This window comes from Enterobacter cloacae complex sp. ESBL7 (assembly GCF_041679625.1).
In the GTDB taxonomy this organism is placed as follows: domain Bacteria; phylum Pseudomonadota; class Gammaproteobacteria; order Enterobacterales; family Enterobacteriaceae; genus Enterobacter; species Enterobacter asburiae_B.
On record NZ_JBGORN010000001.1, the window covers coordinates 959,560 to 975,204 of the forward strand.

The 15,645-nt window shown below is 56.8% G+C and carries 18 protein-coding genes; 15 read left to right on the forward strand and 3 right to left on the reverse strand.

From position 1 onward, the window contains the following. Positions 1 to 166 precede the first annotated feature (166 nt). The 4 genes from rimJ (at position 167) to murJ (ending at position 4,002) form a co-directional block, all read left to right on the forward strand. Entirely contained in the window at positions 167 to 751 is a 585-nt protein-coding gene (rimJ, locus tag ACERY3_RS04670) for a ribosomal protein S5-alanine N-acetyltransferase (RefSeq protein WP_306699269.1), read from the forward strand. A gap of 9 nt (positions 752 to 760) precedes the next feature. Next, positions 761 to 1,411, forward strand: coding sequence for a YceH family protein (locus tag ACERY3_RS04675; protein ID WP_373225169.1), 651 nt, complete (start codon positions 761 to 763; stop codon positions 1,409 to 1,411). 2 nt (positions 1,412 to 1,413) lie between these two features. Then, the gene (locus tag ACERY3_RS04680; protein ID WP_373225170.1) at positions 1,414 to 2,337 is read left to right on the forward strand and encodes a Gfo/Idh/MocA family protein; all 924 of its coding nucleotides are present in this window, start codon (positions 1,414 to 1,416) and stop codon (positions 2,335 to 2,337) included. 129 nt (positions 2,338 to 2,466) lie between these two features. Then, positions 2,467 to 4,002 carry a murein biosynthesis integral membrane protein MurJ gene (murJ, locus tag ACERY3_RS04685; RefSeq protein WP_023311131.1) on the forward strand — a complete coding sequence of 512 codons (1,536 nt, stop codon included), beginning with the start codon at positions 2,467 to 2,469 and terminating at the stop codon, positions 4,000 to 4,002. Positions 4,003 to 4,061: 59 nt separating this feature from the next. Here murJ and flgN read toward each other — a convergent pair whose 3' ends face one another. The 3 genes from flgN to flgA all read right to left on the reverse strand — a co-directional run bounded on the left by flgN (position 4,062) and on the right by flgA (position 5,538). After that, positions 4,062 to 4,487, reverse strand: coding sequence for a flagella biosynthesis chaperone FlgN (flgN, locus tag ACERY3_RS04690; protein WP_008500818.1), 426 nt, complete (start codon positions 4,485 to 4,487; stop codon positions 4,062 to 4,064). A 4-nt stretch (positions 4,488 to 4,491) separates the two neighbouring features. Continuing rightward, entirely contained in the window at positions 4,492 to 4,785 is a 294-nt protein-coding gene (gene flgM, locus ACERY3_RS04695; RefSeq protein ID WP_023311133.1) for a flagellar biosynthesis anti-sigma factor FlgM, read from the reverse strand. A gap of 93 nt (positions 4,786 to 4,878) precedes the next feature. After that, complete coding sequence (gene flgA, locus ACERY3_RS04700; RefSeq protein ID WP_023311134.1) at positions 4,879 to 5,538, reverse strand: flagellar basal body P-ring formation chaperone FlgA; 660 nt, start codon at positions 5,536 to 5,538, stop codon at positions 4,879 to 4,881. 157 nt (positions 5,539 to 5,695) lie between these two features. Here flgA and flgB point away from each other — a divergent pair, with 157 nt between their 5' ends. The 11 genes from flgB (at position 5,696) to flgL (ending at position 15,592) form a co-directional block, all read left to right on the forward strand. Next, positions 5,696 to 6,112, forward strand: coding sequence for a flagellar basal body rod protein FlgB (gene flgB / locus ACERY3_RS04705; protein WP_023311135.1), 417 nt, complete (start codon positions 5,696 to 5,698; stop codon positions 6,110 to 6,112). 3 nt (positions 6,113 to 6,115) lie between these two features. Next, complete coding sequence (gene flgC, locus ACERY3_RS04710) at positions 6,116 to 6,520, forward strand: flagellar basal body rod protein FlgC (RefSeq protein WP_008500814.1); 405 nt, start codon at positions 6,116 to 6,118, stop codon at positions 6,518 to 6,520. An 11-nt stretch (positions 6,521 to 6,531) separates the two neighbouring features. Next, complete coding sequence (gene flgD, locus ACERY3_RS04715) at positions 6,532 to 7,242, forward strand: flagellar hook assembly protein FlgD (protein WP_029740349.1); 711 nt, start codon at positions 6,532 to 6,534, stop codon at positions 7,240 to 7,242. A 26-nt stretch (positions 7,243 to 7,268) separates the two neighbouring features. After that, on the forward strand, positions 7,269 to 8,519 hold the full coding sequence (gene flgE / locus ACERY3_RS04720; protein WP_039261882.1) for a flagellar hook protein FlgE: 1,251 nt from the start codon (positions 7,269 to 7,271) through the stop codon (positions 8,517 to 8,519). A gap of 20 nt (positions 8,520 to 8,539) precedes the next feature. Further along, entirely contained in the window at positions 8,540 to 9,295 is a 756-nt protein-coding gene (locus ACERY3_RS04725; protein ID WP_033145205.1) for a flagellar basal body rod protein FlgF, read from the forward strand. Positions 9,296 to 9,306: 11 nt separating this feature from the next. Continuing rightward, on the forward strand, positions 9,307 to 10,089 hold the full coding sequence (flgG, locus tag ACERY3_RS04730; protein ID WP_008500810.1) for a flagellar basal-body rod protein FlgG: 783 nt from the start codon (positions 9,307 to 9,309) through the stop codon (positions 10,087 to 10,089). A gap of 57 nt (positions 10,090 to 10,146) precedes the next feature. After that, complete coding sequence (gene flgH / locus ACERY3_RS04735) at positions 10,147 to 10,845, forward strand: flagellar basal body L-ring protein FlgH (RefSeq protein WP_148243242.1); 699 nt, start codon at positions 10,147 to 10,149, stop codon at positions 10,843 to 10,845. 12 nt (positions 10,846 to 10,857) lie between these two features. After that, positions 10,858 to 11,955: a flagellar basal body P-ring protein FlgI gene (locus ACERY3_RS04740; protein WP_029740346.1), complete on the forward strand. Its 1,098-nt coding sequence runs from the start codon at positions 10,858 to 10,860 to the stop codon at positions 11,953 to 11,955. Beyond that, positions 11,955 to 12,908, forward strand: coding sequence for a flagellar assembly peptidoglycan hydrolase FlgJ (flgJ, locus tag ACERY3_RS04745; RefSeq protein WP_033145206.1), 954 nt, complete (start codon positions 11,955 to 11,957; stop codon positions 12,906 to 12,908). The genes ACERY3_RS04740 and flgJ overlap by 1 nt, the downstream gene beginning before the upstream one ends. A 75-nt stretch (positions 12,909 to 12,983) precedes the next feature. After that, positions 12,984 to 14,624, forward strand: coding sequence for a flagellar hook-associated protein FlgK (gene flgK, locus ACERY3_RS04750; RefSeq protein WP_039261885.1), 1,641 nt, complete (start codon positions 12,984 to 12,986; stop codon positions 14,622 to 14,624). A 14-nt stretch (positions 14,625 to 14,638) separates the two neighbouring features. Continuing rightward, positions 14,639 to 15,592 (forward strand): flagellar hook-associated protein FlgL, encoded by a 954-nt coding sequence (flgL, locus tag ACERY3_RS04755; RefSeq protein ID WP_023311143.1) that lies wholly within the window; start codon positions 14,639 to 14,641, stop codon positions 15,590 to 15,592. The last annotated feature ends 53 nt before the right edge of the window (positions 15,593 to 15,645 follow it).

Consider the following 15,645-nt stretch of genomic DNA (forward strand, 5'->3'; position numbering starts at 1 on the left):
CCGTGGGTGACAATATTTTTTTATCAAAAGGGTGCTTTGATAGAGAGTTCTCATCGAAAAATGTGAAAAGAGGTGAAAATGGTATGTCACTGTTTTCACAGACGGCACAGGCGCAGGTATAGTAAAGCTAATGGGTCAGCAGAAGTGACGGGAAGGAGTGGTATCGATGTTTGGCTATCGCAGCAATGTGCCAAAAGTGCGTCTGACAACGGACAGGCTGGTCGTTCGTCTGGTGTATGAGCGTGATGCCTGGCGTCTGGCGGATTATTACGCCGAGAATCGCCAGTTTTTAAAACCCTGGGAACCCGTTCGGGATGAGAGCCATTGTTACCCTTCCGGCTGGCAGGCGCGCCTCAGCATGATTACGGAATTTCACAAGCAGGGCAGCGCGTTTTATTTCGCGCTGCTGGATCCTGAAGAGAAAGAAATTATCGGGATCGCCAACTTTTCAAACGTGGTGCGCGGGTCGTTTCACGCCTGCTACCTTGGCTACTCCATCGGCCAGAAATGGCAGGGGCAGGGGCTGATGTACGAGGCGTTAACGGTGGCGATCCGCTATATGCAACGCACGCAGCATATCCATCGCATTATGGCGAACTATATGCCGCACAATCAGCGCAGCGGCAATTTGCTGGCCCGCTTAGGGTTCGAGAAAGAGGGTTACGCCAAAGACTATCTGCTGATAGACGGAGAGTGGCGCGACCACGTTCTGACGGCGTTAACCACCCGGGACTGGACCGCAGGTCGTTAAGGAGAAAAGATGAAGTATCAGCTAAACGGTACAGAAGCGCGCGTGATTGGGTGCTTACTCGAAAAACAGGTCACCACGCCGGAGCAGTATCCGCTCTCCGTCAACGCCGTGACCATGGCCTGCAACCAGAAGACCAACCGCGAGCCGGTGATGAACCTCAGCGAGCATGAGGTTCAGGACGTGCTGGATGCGCTGGTAAAACGCCACTATCTGCGCACTGTCAGCGGCTTCGGCAACCGCGTGACCAAATACGAACAGCGCTTCTGTAACTCCGAATTCGGCGACCTGAAGCTGAGCAGTGCGGAAGTGGCGGTCATCACCACGCTGCTGCTGCGCGGGGCGCAGACGCCGGGAGAGCTGCGCACGCGCGCTTCCCGTATGCATGAGTTCAGCGATATGCAGGAGGTCGAGCAGACCCTGGAAGGGCTGGCTTCTCGCGAAGACGGCCCATACGTGGTGCGACTGGCGCGCGAGCCGGGCAAACGTGAAAGCCGCTATATGCATCTGTTCAGCGGCGATGTCGATGTCGCAACCGTGGATAGCGACGCGGGATCCTCAGCAAGCAATGACACTCTTGCCGCGCGCGTAGAGGCGCTGGAAGACGAGGTCGCCGGGCTGAAACAGCGTCTGGATGCGTTGCTGGCACATTTGGGAGACTGACGGTGAAAAGATTACGCGTAGGCGTGGTGGGGCTCGGCGGCATCGCGCAAAAAGCCTGGCTGCCTGTTTTAGGTGCAGCAACGGACTGGACCCTGCAAGGGGCATGGTCACCCACCCGAGAAAAGGCAGAACGTATCTGCGAAACCTGGCGCATTCCGTATGCTGCCTCCCTGCAGGATCTGGCCTGCGAGTGTGATGCGGTCTTTGTGCATACCTCAACGGCAACCCACTATCAGGTGGTAAGCGAGCTGCTCAATGCGGGGGTTCACGTCTGCGTGGATAAGCCGCTGGCGGAAAATATTCAGGATGCCGAACGTCTGATTGAGCTGGCCGCGCGCAAAAAACTGACGCTGATGGTGGGCTTCAACCGCCGCTTCGCGCCGCTTTACCAGCAGCTGAAGGCGCAGTCGGACACGCTCGCCTCGCTGCGGATGGATAAGCACCGCACCGACAGCATTGGGCCAAACGATCTGCGCTTCACCCTTCTGGATGATTATCTGCACGTTGTGGATACGGCGCTGTGGCTGAGCAACGGCCATGCGCAGCTGAAGAGCGGTACCCTGTTAACGAATGACCAGGGGCAGATGGTCTACGCGGAGCACCACTTTGCCGTTGAGCATCTTCAGATTACTACCAGCATGCACCGTCGGGCGGGAAGCCAGCGTGAATCCGTGCAGGCGGTGACCGAGGGCGCGCTGTACGACATTACGGACATGCGCGAATGGCGGGAAGAGAAGGGCAACGGCGTGGTGACGCTCCCGGCGCCAGGCTGGCAGAGCACCCTCGAGCAGCGCGGTTTCGCAGGATGCGCCCGCCACTTTATCACCTGCGTGCAAAATCAGACGGTTCCTGAAACGTCTGGCGAGCAGGCCATTCTGGCGCAGCGCATTGTGGAAAGGCTCTGGCGCGATGCCATGAGCGAATAACTCGCTGTAACATCTGCGGATAGTAATTCGTTGAAATCCGGTTAGACTAAGCGCCGCTTGTTGGTTTTGCCGGGTGGCGCTTACGCTAACCCGGTCTACAAATCCGTATGGTTCTGGAAATTCACGTTAATGAACTTATTAAAATCGCTGGCGGCCGTCAGCTCGATGACCATGTTTTCCCGCGTGCTGGGTTTTGCGCGCGACGCCATTGTGGCAAGGGTATTTGGTGCAGGGATGGCCACGGACGCCTTTTTCGTCGCGTTCAAATTGCCGAACCTGCTGCGTCGTATTTTTGCTGAAGGGGCGTTTTCCCAGGCATTCGTGCCCATTCTGGCGGAATATAAAAGCAAGCAGGGTGAAGACGCGACGCGCGTCTTTGTTTCTTATGTCTCCGGGCTGCTGACGCTGGCTTTGGCGGTGGTGACCGTACTCGGGATGCTGGCCGCGCCGTGGGTGATTATGGTGACCGCGCCCGGTTTTGCCGATACGGCTGACAAATTTGCGCTGACCTCTCAGCTACTGCGCATTACTTTCCCCTATATTCTGCTCATCTCGCTGGCCTCGCTGGTGGGGGCGATCCTGAACACCTGGAACCGCTTCTCTGTCCCGGCGTTTGCGCCAACGTTTCTCAACGTCAGCATGATCGGTTTTGCCCTGTTCGCCGCGCCGCACTTCAACCCGCCGGTGCTGGCGCTGGCCTGGGCGGTTACCGTCGGCGGCGTGCTGCAGCTGGCGTACCAGCTGCCGCATCTGAAAAAAATCGGCATGCTGGTGCTGCCGCGCATCAATCTCAAAGATGCCGGGGCGATGCGCGTGATCAAGCAGATGGGGCCCGCCATTCTCGGCGTCTCCGTCAGCCAGATCTCGCTTATCATCAACACCATCTTTGCCTCTTTCCTCGTGTCCGGCTCGGTTTCCTGGATGTACTACGCCGACCGTCTGATGGAGTTCCCGTCCGGGGTGCTGGGCGTGGCGCTGGGGACCATCCTGCTGCCGTCGCTGTCGAAAAGCTTTGCCAGCGGCAATCATGATGAATATTGCCGCCTGATGGACTGGGGTTTACGTCTCTGCTTCCTGCTGGCCCTGCCAAGCGCGGTGGCGCTGGGTATTCTGGCCAAACCGCTGACGGTGTCGCTCTTCCAGTACGGGAAATTCACCGCCTTTGATGCCGCTATGACCCAGCGCGCGCTGATTGCCTACTCGGTCGGCTTGATGGGGCTGATCGTCGTCAAGGTGCTGGCGCCCGGGTTCTACTCGCGTCAGGACATCAAAACGCCTGTGAAAATTGCCATCGTGACGCTGATTATGACCCAGCTGATGAACCTGGCGTTTATTGGTCCGCTGAAGCATGCCGGCCTGTCGCTGTCTATTGGTCTGGCGGCCTGTCTGAATGCCGGGCTGTTGTACTGGCAGCTGCGCAAGCAGGATATTTTCACGCCGCAGCCGGGGTGGGGAAGTTTCCTGGTACGTCTGATCGTTGCGGTACTGGTGATGTCAGCCGCGCTGCTCGGCATGATGTACGTGATGCCGGAGTGGTCCCTGGGCACCATGCCTTATCGCCTGATGCGGCTGATGGCCGTGGTAGGCGTCGGGGTGGTGGCTTACTTTGCCACGCTCGCGGTGCTGGGGTTCAAAGTGAAAGAGTTTGCCCGCCGTACGGCATAAACGCCAAAAGGGGAGTTCACCTTATGGTGCTCCCCGCTGCATGATTTGTCGCACAGGCGTCAAATCGAAATCTTTTTAACTCCCGCAATACGCGCAGTCGCTGTTTGACCATCCGCACCGTACAGTCCGGTTTCTTTATGCGGTTTCAATACCTCAAGCGCCTGCTGATTACGCTCAATCTGACCTTCCAGTAGCCAGCCGTTGTGCTGGTTAAGGTCGCGCAGGTGCTGGGTTTTTTCGGTAATGGTTTGCCAGCGCTCAATAATATCGTCATTGGCGCTACGCTTAGGATCCTGCTCAGCGCGGCGCTGCTGCTCCAGATAATCCAGCGTCGCCAGTAGCGAACTCTTATCTTCAGTAATACGCTGCAGCGCGCTGCCGTTGATGTGACCGGAAGAGAGATGCTGCTGTTCAGCGTCCATTACCGTTTTCAGGTCGTTAAGAACAACCGTCATTTGATCCAGTATTTCTGACAGTCGACTCATACGGTTAGTTACTCTGTAAGAAACTCTGTGCTTCCTGAATCAGGGCGTCAGCGATTTTGCTGGTGTCCATTTTCAGCTCACCGTTACGAATAGCCGTTTTCAGCGCTTCAACACGTTCCATATTGATATCGTTGCTGCCTGGCTGCATCAGTTTTGCCTGTGCGTCGCTCAGGGTCACGCTGGTGCTGTTGGACGTTGACGGTTTTTCCAGACGCGTTTTCTGCGCAGGAGCGTCATTCGTTTCGCGAGGTTGTACAGCGCTTACCGGCTTCAGGGCTGATGTACGATCAATGCTCATAGTGTTGTCCTCATCGAGGGTTCGCGGCGTTTGCGCCTGACATCATCATTAGTGGAATATTTATCGGCACGCGCCGCGAAATCTTTAAAAAGATTATAGGTTAATCAGAATATTCCCATCAGAATCGACGGTTCCGCTCACCACCTGGCCTGAGGACATTCTGACGCGGGCGTTTTGCGCCACCGCGGCATTGTTTAACGCTTTCCCTTCACTGTTGATGCTAAAGCCATCTCCGTTGGCCACCACCATCACCTGTTGACCCGCTTTTACCCGCCATGACTGACGCAGCATTGAGAGCTGTATCGGCTGGCCGGGTGCGACATCGCGCAGGCTGACGGCGTCCTGTGCCTGGTTCATTTCCAGCATGGTGCGTGGAGGCAGCTGGTCCAGACGGCCGCGTTTTAACGTCACGCTGTTCGTCTGCAGCACGCTGCCGCGCGCAATGGGCACGGCGGCGACAACATAATTGCCCGTCGCCTGAACTGCAACCTGTAAATAGCGTTTTTCGTTCGCGCAGCGTGCCAGCACGTTCACATTTCCCCACAGCCGGGTGGTTCCCGTCACGCTGAATGACGGTTGGTCACAGGTCGGGTACAGATTCGGTGGGGTGCGCACGGTAACGTTAACCTCATCGCTAAAGCCCGCCAGCTTTTCAGCAAAAAAAGCCGTAAGCCGATCCTGTAAGCCTTCAGCCTGCACCAGAGGGCTAAACAGCAAGAAAGTTGCCACCAGGCCACGTTTTAACGTTTGCATCGCAAGTTCCACCGTTTCCAGAGTTGAATGAATTCTACCTGCAGTGGTTTTGCATCAACGCAATAAATAGCGACGCATTTTGCGCTTATTCCGTCGATAGGGGAGACCGGGTGAGATTTAAGCTGTGAACTGAAATTTTGCCATCAGCGGAGGAGACATGCTCGATAAACTCGACGCCGCGTTACGTTTTCAGCAGGAAGCGCTCAATTTACGCGCCCAGCGGCAGGAGATTTTAGCCGCCAACATCGCTAACGCCGATACCCCAGGGTTTCAGGCGCGCGATATTGATTTTTCCAGTGAACTCAAAAAGGTGATGGAGCGTGGACGTGCCGAAGGAACGGGTGTTGCACTTGCCATGACATCCTCTCGCCATATTCCTGCTCAGGCGATGACCGCGCCAGCGACCGATTTACTTTACCGCATTCCCGATCAGCCCTCACTCGACGGTAACACCGTGGATATGGACCGGGAGCGTACCCAGTTTGCCGATAACAGTCTGAAATACCAGACGGGCCTGACCGTACTCGGCGGACAAATCAAAGGCATGATGAACGTCCTGCAGGGGGGGAACTGATAGATGGCCTTGTTGAATATTTTTGATATTGCCGGTTCGGCGTTAACCGCGCAGTCCAAACGCCTGAACGTGGCTGCCAGCAACCTGGCGAACGCCGACAGCGTAACCGGACCAGACGGCCAGCCTTATCGTGCCAAACAGGTTGTCTTTCAGGTCGATGCTGCGCCGGGCGCGGCGACGGGCGGCGTGAAGGTGTCTGATGTGGTAGAGAGCCAGGCGCCGGACAGACTGGTGTATGAGCCGGGTAACCCGCTCGCGGATGCCAGCGGATACGTGAAAATGCCAAACGTGGATGTGGTGGGTGAGATGGTGAACTCCATGTCGGCTTCCCGCAGCTACCAGGCCAACGTTGAAGTGCTGAATACCGTGAAGAGCATGATGCTCAAAACGCTCACTCTCGGCCAGTAAAGGAGACATGCATGTCCATCGCCGTAAATGTGAATGATCCTACGAACTCGGGTGTTAATAACACGAAGAGTACGACGGGTTCTAACTCCCTCACCGGGAGCAATGCCTCCGATCTTCAGGGCAGCTTTCTGACGCTGCTGGTGGCGCAGCTTAAGAACCAGGATCCCACCAACCCAATGCAGAACAACGAACTGACCACGCAGCTTGCGCAGATCAGCACCGTGAGCGGCATTGAGAAACTCAACACCACCCTCGGCTCCGTCTCCGGGCAGATCAACAGTGCCCAGTCTCTGCAGGCGGCAAGCCTGATTGGCCACGGGGTGATGATCCCGGGAACCACGATTCTGGCGGGCACCAGCACCACTGAAGGCAACACTACAACGACCACCACGCCGTTTGGCGTTGAGCTCCAGCAGGCGGCTGAGAAGGTCACTGCAACGATCATGGATGCCAATAACGTGGTAGTTCGCACCATTGATATCGGTGAGCTGAAGGCGGGCGTTCACACCTTTACGTGGGATGGCAGCCTGACCGACGGCACTAAAGCACCAAACGGTTCTTACAAAGTAGCGATCAGCGCCAGCAACGGGACGACCCAGCTGGTGGCGCAGCCGCTGCAGTTCGCGCTGGTCCAGGGCGTGATTAAAGGAAGCGACGGCAACAAACTGGATTTGGGAACCTCTGGTTCCACCACACTCGACGAAGTTCGGCAGATTATCTAAGCCTTAACACTTATCAGGAGTAAGTCATGGCCTTTTCTCAAGCGGTCAGCGGCCTGAATGCTGCGGCCACCAACCTGGACGTCATTGGCAACAACATCGCCAACTCCGCGACCTATGGTTTTAAATCCGGTTCTGCTTCATTTGCGGACATGTTTGCCGGTTCCAAAGTCGGCCTGGGCGTGAAAGTTGCGGGCATCACTCAGGACTTTACCGACGGTACCACCACCAACACCGGTCGTGGTCTGGACGTTGCTATCAGCCAGAACGGTTTCTTCCGTATGGTCGATTCCAACGGTTCTGTGTTCTACAGCCGTAACGGCCAGTTCAAACTGGACGAAAACCGTACGCTGGTTAACATGCAGGGCATGCAGCTGACGGGCTACCCGGTAGCTGGAACGCCTCCAACCGTTCAGACCGGTGCGAACCCTCAGGCGATTACTATCCCGAATACCCTGATGGCGGCGAAATCAACCACCACCGCGACGCAGCAGATCAACCTGAACTCAACCGATCCTGTTCAAACTGCCCCGTTCGATGCGACCAACCCGGATACCTATAACAAAAAAGGGACCGTGACCGTATTCGACAGCCAGGGTAACGCCCACAACATGTACGTCTACTACGTGAAGACGGCCAACAATAAATGGGATCTTTACACTCAGGACGGCAGCGTTGCGGGTTCTACAGCAGCGAAAGCGGCGCAGATGAACTTTGATGCGAACGGTAACCTGGCGGGTGTCTACAACTACGACGCTGCGGGTGTACTGAGCGCAACGCCAAACGCCACGCCGGCCATTAACATCACCACGGGTTCTGTCAGCGGTGCGACGGCGGCGACCTTCTCCCTGAGCTTCCAGAACTCCATGCAGCAGAACACCGGTGCAAACAGCGTTGTGGCAACCAATCAGAACGGCTACAAGCCTGGCGACCTGGTGAGCTACCAGATCAACGACGATGGCACCGTGGTGGGAAGCTACTCTAACGAACAGTCTCAGGTTCTGGGCCAGATCGTGTTGGCAAACTTCGCCAACAACGAAGGCCTGAAATCGGAAGGCGACAACGTCTGGTCTGCCACTCAGTCCTCCGGCGTGGCGCTGCTGGGTACCGCAGGCACCGGTAACTTCGGCAAGCTGACCAACGGCGCGCTGGAAGCTTCCAACGTGGATATGAGTAAAGAACTGGTGAACATGATCGTCGCGCAGCGTAACTATCAGTCGAACGCGCAGACCATCAAAACCCAGGACCAGATCCTCAACACGCTGGTTAACCTGCGTTAAGCGGCTAACAGGAAAGCGCAATGGATCACGCAATATATACCGCGATGGGCGCGGCAAGTCAGACGCTCAATCAGCAGGCCGTTACCGCCAGCAACCTGGCAAACGCCTCTACGCCGGGCTTTCGCGCGCAGCTTAATGCGCTGCGCGCGGTGCCGGTTGAAGGGCTGTCCCTGCCGACCCGTACGCTGGTGACGGCATCAACCCCTGGCGCAGATATGACGCCTGGGCAGATGGACTACACCTCGCGCCCGCTGGACGTTGCCCTGCAGCAGGACGGCTGGCTGGCGGTGCAAACTGCGGACGGCAGCGAAGGCTATACCCGTAACGGCAATATTCAGGTGAGCGCGACGGGCCAGCTGACGATTCAGGGTCATCCGGTAATGGGGGAAGCGGGTCCGCTGACCGTGCCGGAAGGCTCTGAGCTGACTATCGCCGCGGACGGTACCATTTCGGCGCTGAACCCGGGCGACCCGGCCAATACCGTTGCGCCCGTCGGACGTCTGAAGCTGGTGAAAGCGGAAGCCAAAGACGTGCAGCGCGGCGACGACGGCATGTTCCGTCTGACCCAGGCGGCGCAGGCGACGCGTGGCGCCACGTTACAGGCCGATCCGAGCATCCGCGTGATGTCCGGCGTTCTGGAAGGCAGCAACGTCAAGCCGGTCGAAGCCATGACCGACATGATTGCCAGCGCCCGTCGTTTTGAAATGCAGATGAAGATCATCAGCAGCGTCGATGAAAACGCGGGCAAGGCTAACCAACTTCTGGCTATGAGTTAACAGGACTCCTTATGATCAGTTCTTTATGGATCGCGAAAACTGGCCTGGACGCCCAGCAAACCAATATGGACGTGATTGCCAACAACCTGGCAAACGTGAGCACCAATGGTTTCAAGCGTCAGCGTGCCGTTTTCGAAGATTTGCTTTATCAAACTATCCGTCAGCCGGGCGCGCAGTCTTCTGAACAGACGACGCTGCCGTCGGGTCTGCAGATCGGTACCGGTGTTCGTCCGGTGGCCACCGAGCGTCTGCACAGCCAGGGCAACCTGTCTCAGACCAACAACAGTAAAGACGTGGCAATCAAAGGCCAGGGCTTCTTCCAGGTGCAGCTGCCTGACGGGACCTCTGCCTATACCCGCGACGGTTCATTCCAGGTCGATCAGAACGGCCAGCTGGTGACGGCGGGCGGTTTCCAGGTTCAGCCTGCGATTACCATCCCGGCGAACGCCCTGAGCATCACCATCGGACGTGACGGTGTGGTCAGCGTAACCCAGCAGGGACAGGCCGCGCCGGTTCAGGTCGGGCAGCTCAACCTGACCACCTTCATGAACGATACCGGTCTGGAAAGCATTGGTGAGAACCTCTACACCGAAACGCAATCCTCCGGTACGCCGAATGAGAGCACCCCGGGCCTGAACGGCGCGGGTCTGCTGTACCAGGGTTATGTTGAAACGTCCAACGTGAACGTGGCGGAAGAGCTGGTGAATATGATCCAGGTCCAGCGCGCGTATGAAATTAACAGTAAAGCAGTGTCGACGACCGACCAGATGCTGCAGAAACTGACGCAACTCTAAGGTGTAGCCCGGTGCGGTAAACGCCGCACCGGCTCCCTGTTTTCGAAGATGAAGGCAATGCAAAAAAACGCGGCGTTTCGTTATCCGATACTGACTGTTCTGGCTGTCACCCTCAGCGGGTGTGCTTTGATCCCGTCTAAACCATTGGTCCAGGGTGCGACGACTGCCCAACCCGTTCCTGGCCCCTCGCCAGTGGTAAACGGCTCCATTTTCCAGACCGCGCAGCCGATTAATTACGGCTATCAGCCGCTGTTTGAAGATCGCCGCCCGCGTAACGTCGGCGATACATTGACCATTGTGCTGCAGGAAAACGTCAGCGCGAGCAAGAGCTCGTCGGCGAACGCCAGCCGCGATGGCAAAACCAATTTTGGCTTCGATACCGTGCCACGCTATCTCGAAGGGCTGTTCGGCAACGCGCGCGCTGATGTGAACGCGTCCGGCGGCAATACCTTTAACGGCAAAGGCGGCGCGAACGCCAGCAACACCTTCAGCGGTACGCTGACGGTCACGGTTGACCAGGTACTGGTTAACGGCAACTTGCACGTTGTGGGTGAAAAACAGATCGCCATCAACCAGGGCACTGAATTCATTCGCTTCTCGGGCGTGGTTAACCCTCGCACCATCAGCGGCACCAACACCGTTCCGTCCACCCAGGTGGCGGATGCGCGCATTGAGTACGTCGGTAACGGCTATATCAATGAAGCACAAAATATGGGTTGGCTGCAGCGCTTCTTCCTTAATTTATCGCCGATGTAAGCGAGGTGACCCATGTTTAAATCGATCTTCGCCGTGGCGCTCGCGCTGGTGGCAACATTTGCCCAGGCTGACCGTATTCGCGACCTTACCAGCGTTCAGGGCGTTCGTGAAAACTCCCTGATTGGCTATGGCCTGGTGGTTGGTCTGGATGGTACCGGTGACCAGACGACCCAGACGCCGTTCACCACCCAAAGCCTGAACAACATGCTTTCCCAGCTCGGCATTACCGTGCCGGCGGGAACCAACATGCAGCTGAAAAACGTGGCCGCGGTAATGGTCACTGCGTCCTACCCGGCGTTTGCGCGTCAGGGGCAGACCATTGATGTGGTGGTCTCCTCAATGGGTAACGCCAAAAGCCTGCGCGGCGGTACGCTGCTGATGACCCCGCTGAAAGGCGTTGACAGCCAGGTCTATGCGCTGGCGCAGGGGAACATTCTGGTTGGCGGCGCGGGGGCATCCGCAGGCGGAAGCAGCGTGCAGGTGAACCAGCTGAACGGTGGCCGTATCACCAACGGTGCGATCATTGAGCGTGAACTGCCGACCCAGTTTGGCGCGGGCAACACCATCAACCTGCAGCTTAATAATGAAGACTTCACCATGGCGCAGCAAATTGCCGATACCATCAACCGCAGCCGCGGCTACGGTAATGCAACGGCACTCGACGCGCGCACCGTGCAGATCCGCACCTCCACCGGCAGCAGCAACCAGGTGCGCATGCTGGCGGATATCCAGAATATGGAAGTGAACGTTCCGGTCCAGGATGCGAAAGTGATCATCAACTCCCGTACCGGCTCGGTGGTGATGAACCGTGAAGTGTCGCTGGACAGCTGTGCCGTGGCGCAGGGGAACCTCTCCGTGACGGTAAACCGCTCCGCGAACGTGAGCCAGCCGAATACGCCATTTGGTGGCGGTCAGACGGTGGTGACGCCGCAAACGCAGATTGATATGCGTCAGAGCGGCGGGTCGCTGCAGAGCGTTCGCTCCAGCGCCAACCTGAACAGCGTGGTGCGCGCCCTGAACGCCCTGGGCGCAACGCCGATGGATCTGATGTCCATCCTGCAATCCATGCAAAGCGCGGGCTGCCTGCGCGCCAAACTGGAAATCATCTAATGCTGACCGATAGCAAACTGTTGACCAGTGCAGCCTGGGACGCCCAGTCGCTCAACGAACTGAAAACCAAAGCAGGCAAAGACCCGGCGGCGAACATCCGCCCGGTCGCCCGCCAGGTGGAAGGGATGTTTGTACAGATGATGCTGAAAAGCATGCGTGAAACCCTGCCGAAAGACGGGATGTTCAGCAGTGATTCAACGCGTCTCTACACCAGCATGTATGACCAGCAGATTGCGCAGCAGATGACCGCCGGTAAAGGCCTCGGTCTGGCTGACATGATTGTGAAACAGACCGAAGCCGCGCAGGGCATTCAGCCTCAGGATCAGACGCAGCAGGTGCCGATGAAGTTCGACCTGGAAACGGTGACCAGTTATCAGAACCAGGCTCTGACACAAATGGTGCGTAAAGCGATGCCAAAAGCCACGGGCAGCGGCGATGAGCCGCTCTCCGGTGACAGCAAAGACTTCCTGGCGCAGCTTTCTCTGCCCGCGCGCCTTGCCAGCGAACAGAGCGGCGTGCCGCATCACCTGATTCTGGCACAGGCCGCGCTGGAGTCGGGCTGGGGTCAGCGTCAGATCCGCAAGGAAAACGGCGATCCGAGCTTCAACATCTTCGGCGTCAAGGCCACCTCCAGCTGGAAGGGACCAACAACGGAGATCACGACCACCGAATACGAGAACGGTGCGGCGGTGAAGGTCAAAGCAAAATTCCGCGTCTACAGCTCCTATCTGGAAGCATTGTCCGACTACGTTGGCCTGCTGAGCCGAAATCCGCGTTATACCGCCGTTACGCAGGCGGCGACGGCGGAGCAGGGCGCTCAGGCCTTACAAAACGCGGGCTACGCGACTGACCCGAACTATGCACGCAAGCTCACCAGCATGATCCAGCAGCTGAAATCCATGGGCGAGAAGGTCAGCAAAGCCTATAGCACAGATATTGAAAATCTGTTCTGAAAGTTCTCAAGTCCCGGTGGAGGTTGCCGATAACCTTCATCAGGACTCGTGTCTGAACGTATAAAAGGAACCCCCATGTCCAGTTTGATTAACAGCGCCATGAGTGGCCTCAGTGCCGCGCAGTCGGCACTCAATACCGTCAGTAATAATATTTCAAGCTATAACGTGGCAGGTTACACCCGCCAGACCACGGTGCTGGGCGCATCTAACAGCACGCTGACCGGCGGTGGCTGGGTGGGTAACGGGGTTTATGTCTCCGGTGTCCAGCGTGAGTATGACGCCTTCATCACCAACCAGCTGCGCGCCGCGCAGACGCAGAGCAGCGGTCTGACGACGCGCTATCAGCAGATGTCAAAAATTGACGATGTGCTCTCCGATACCACCAACTCGCTTTCCACCACCCTGCAGGACTTCTTCAAAAGCCTGCAAACCCTGGTGAGCAACGCGGAAGACCCGGCAGCACGTCAGACGGTGCTGGGTAAAGCGGGCGGTCTGGTCAATCAGTTCAAAACCAACGATCAGTATCTGCGTGACCAGGATACGCAGGTCAATACCGCGATTGGGACCAGCGTGTCTCAGATCAACAACTATGCCAAACAGATTGCGAACCTGAACGATCAGATCTCCCGTCTGACCGGCGTCGGTGCGGGCGCATCGCCTAACGATCTGCTCGACCAGCGCGATCAGCTCGTGACTGAACTGAACAAAATCGTGGGCGTGGAAGTCTCCGTGCAGGATAGCGGCACGTTTAATATCTCTCTCGGCAACGGTTACAGCCTGGTGCAGGGCAGCAAAGCCAGCCAGCTGGCGGCCGTGAAGTCCAGCGCCGATCCGGCTCGTACGACTATCGCCTACGTCGATGACGTGGCGGGTAATATTGAGATCCCCGAGAAATTTATCACCACCGGTTCTTTAGGCGGTTTACTGACATTTCGTGCTGAAGATCTGGATAAAGCCCGTAACAGCCTGAACCAGATGGCGCTGGCCTTTGCCGACGCGATGAACACGCAGCATGAAGCCGGTTTTGATGCGAACGGTGATGCGGGCGGTAAGCTGTTCAACTTCGGTTCTCCGGCGGTCCTGTCCAACAGCAAGAACGGCGGCTCTGCCGTTGTTACGGCTTCTGTGGCGGACAGCAAACAGGTCCAGGCGACAGACTATAAGCTGCAGTTTAACGGCACTGACTGGACGATCACCCGCACGTCAGACAAAACCAGCTTTACGATGAGCCCGGATGCCAGCGGCAATCTGTCGTTTGATGGCCTTAACGTCAACGTGAGCGGCACGGCAAATACCAAAGACAGCTTTACCGTGAAGCCTGTTTCCAACGTCATCATGAACATGGATCTCGCGATCAGCGACGAGTCCAAACTGGCGATGGCATCTGTGCAGAACGGCGGCGAAAGTGACAACCGTAACGGCCAGAAACTGCTCGATCTGCAAAACGGCAAAGTGGTGGGTGGAAATAAAACCTTCAACGATGCGTATGCCTCTCTCGTCAGTACCGTCGGTAGCTCAACGGCGTCACTGAAGGTGAGTAGCCAGACGAAAGCCAACGTGGAAACGCAGTTAATCAAGCAGCAGCAGACCATCTCTGGGGTAAACCTCGACGAAGAGTATGGCAATTTGCAGCGTTATCAGCAGTATTACCTGGCCAATGCCCAGGTGCTACAAACTGCCAGTACGCTCTTCGATGCAATTATCAACATTCGTTAAGGTTGAGGTGAACAATGCGTATTAGCACCCAGATGATGTATGAGCAGAACATGCGTGGGATCACCGATTCCCAGAGCAGATGGCTGAGCTACGGTGAGCAGATGTCCACCGGCAAGCGCGTCAATCGTCCTTCGGACGATCCTATCGCCGCGTCGCAGGCCATCGTTCTGTCACAGTCTCAGTCGCAAAACAGCCAGTTTGCGCTCGCGCGTACCTTTGCAACGCAGAAGGTCTCGCTGGAAGATAACGTGTTAACCCAGGTCAACACTGCGATCTCAAGCGTGCGCGAGAAGCTCGTTTATGCGTCAAACGGCACATTAAGCGATGACGACCGTCTTTCTCTGGCAACCGATATTCAGGGGATCCGCGATCAGCTGATGAACCTGGCCAACACGACGGATGGTAATGGTCGTTTTATCTTTGCGGGATACAAAACCGAGAGCGCACCGTTTGATGCCGCGACCGGGGATTACAACGGCGGCGCTGAGGCCATCACGCAGCAGGTTGATACGGCGCGAAATATGACCATTAGCCATACCGGCCAGCAAATTTTCGAAAGCATTACCAGTAATGCGGAACAGCTGCCGGGCGGTGGATATGGCCAGACCAACATGTTCAAAATCCTGGATTCTGCTATTGCCTCGCTGAAGACACCGATTGAGAACGATCCGGCTGCCGCAACGGCGCAAAGCCAGGTGATTGCCAATGCGCAAATCGGCATCAAAAACTCCCAGAACAATATCCTGACGGTCGTTGCGGATGTGGGAACCAAGATGAACGAGCTGGAAAAACTCGACACGCTGGGTGATGACCGCGCGCTGGGTCAGACCAAGCAGATGAGTGACCTGGTTGATGTTGACTGGAACGAAGCGATTTCCTCTTACACCATGCAGCAGGCGGCCTTGCAGGCGTCTTATAAAGCGTTTAGCGATATGCAGGGCATGTCTCTGTTCCAGCTGAACAAATAACATCTTGACCTCTTGGAACATGTCTTGAAACTGGGCATGTTTTACTGCCCAAT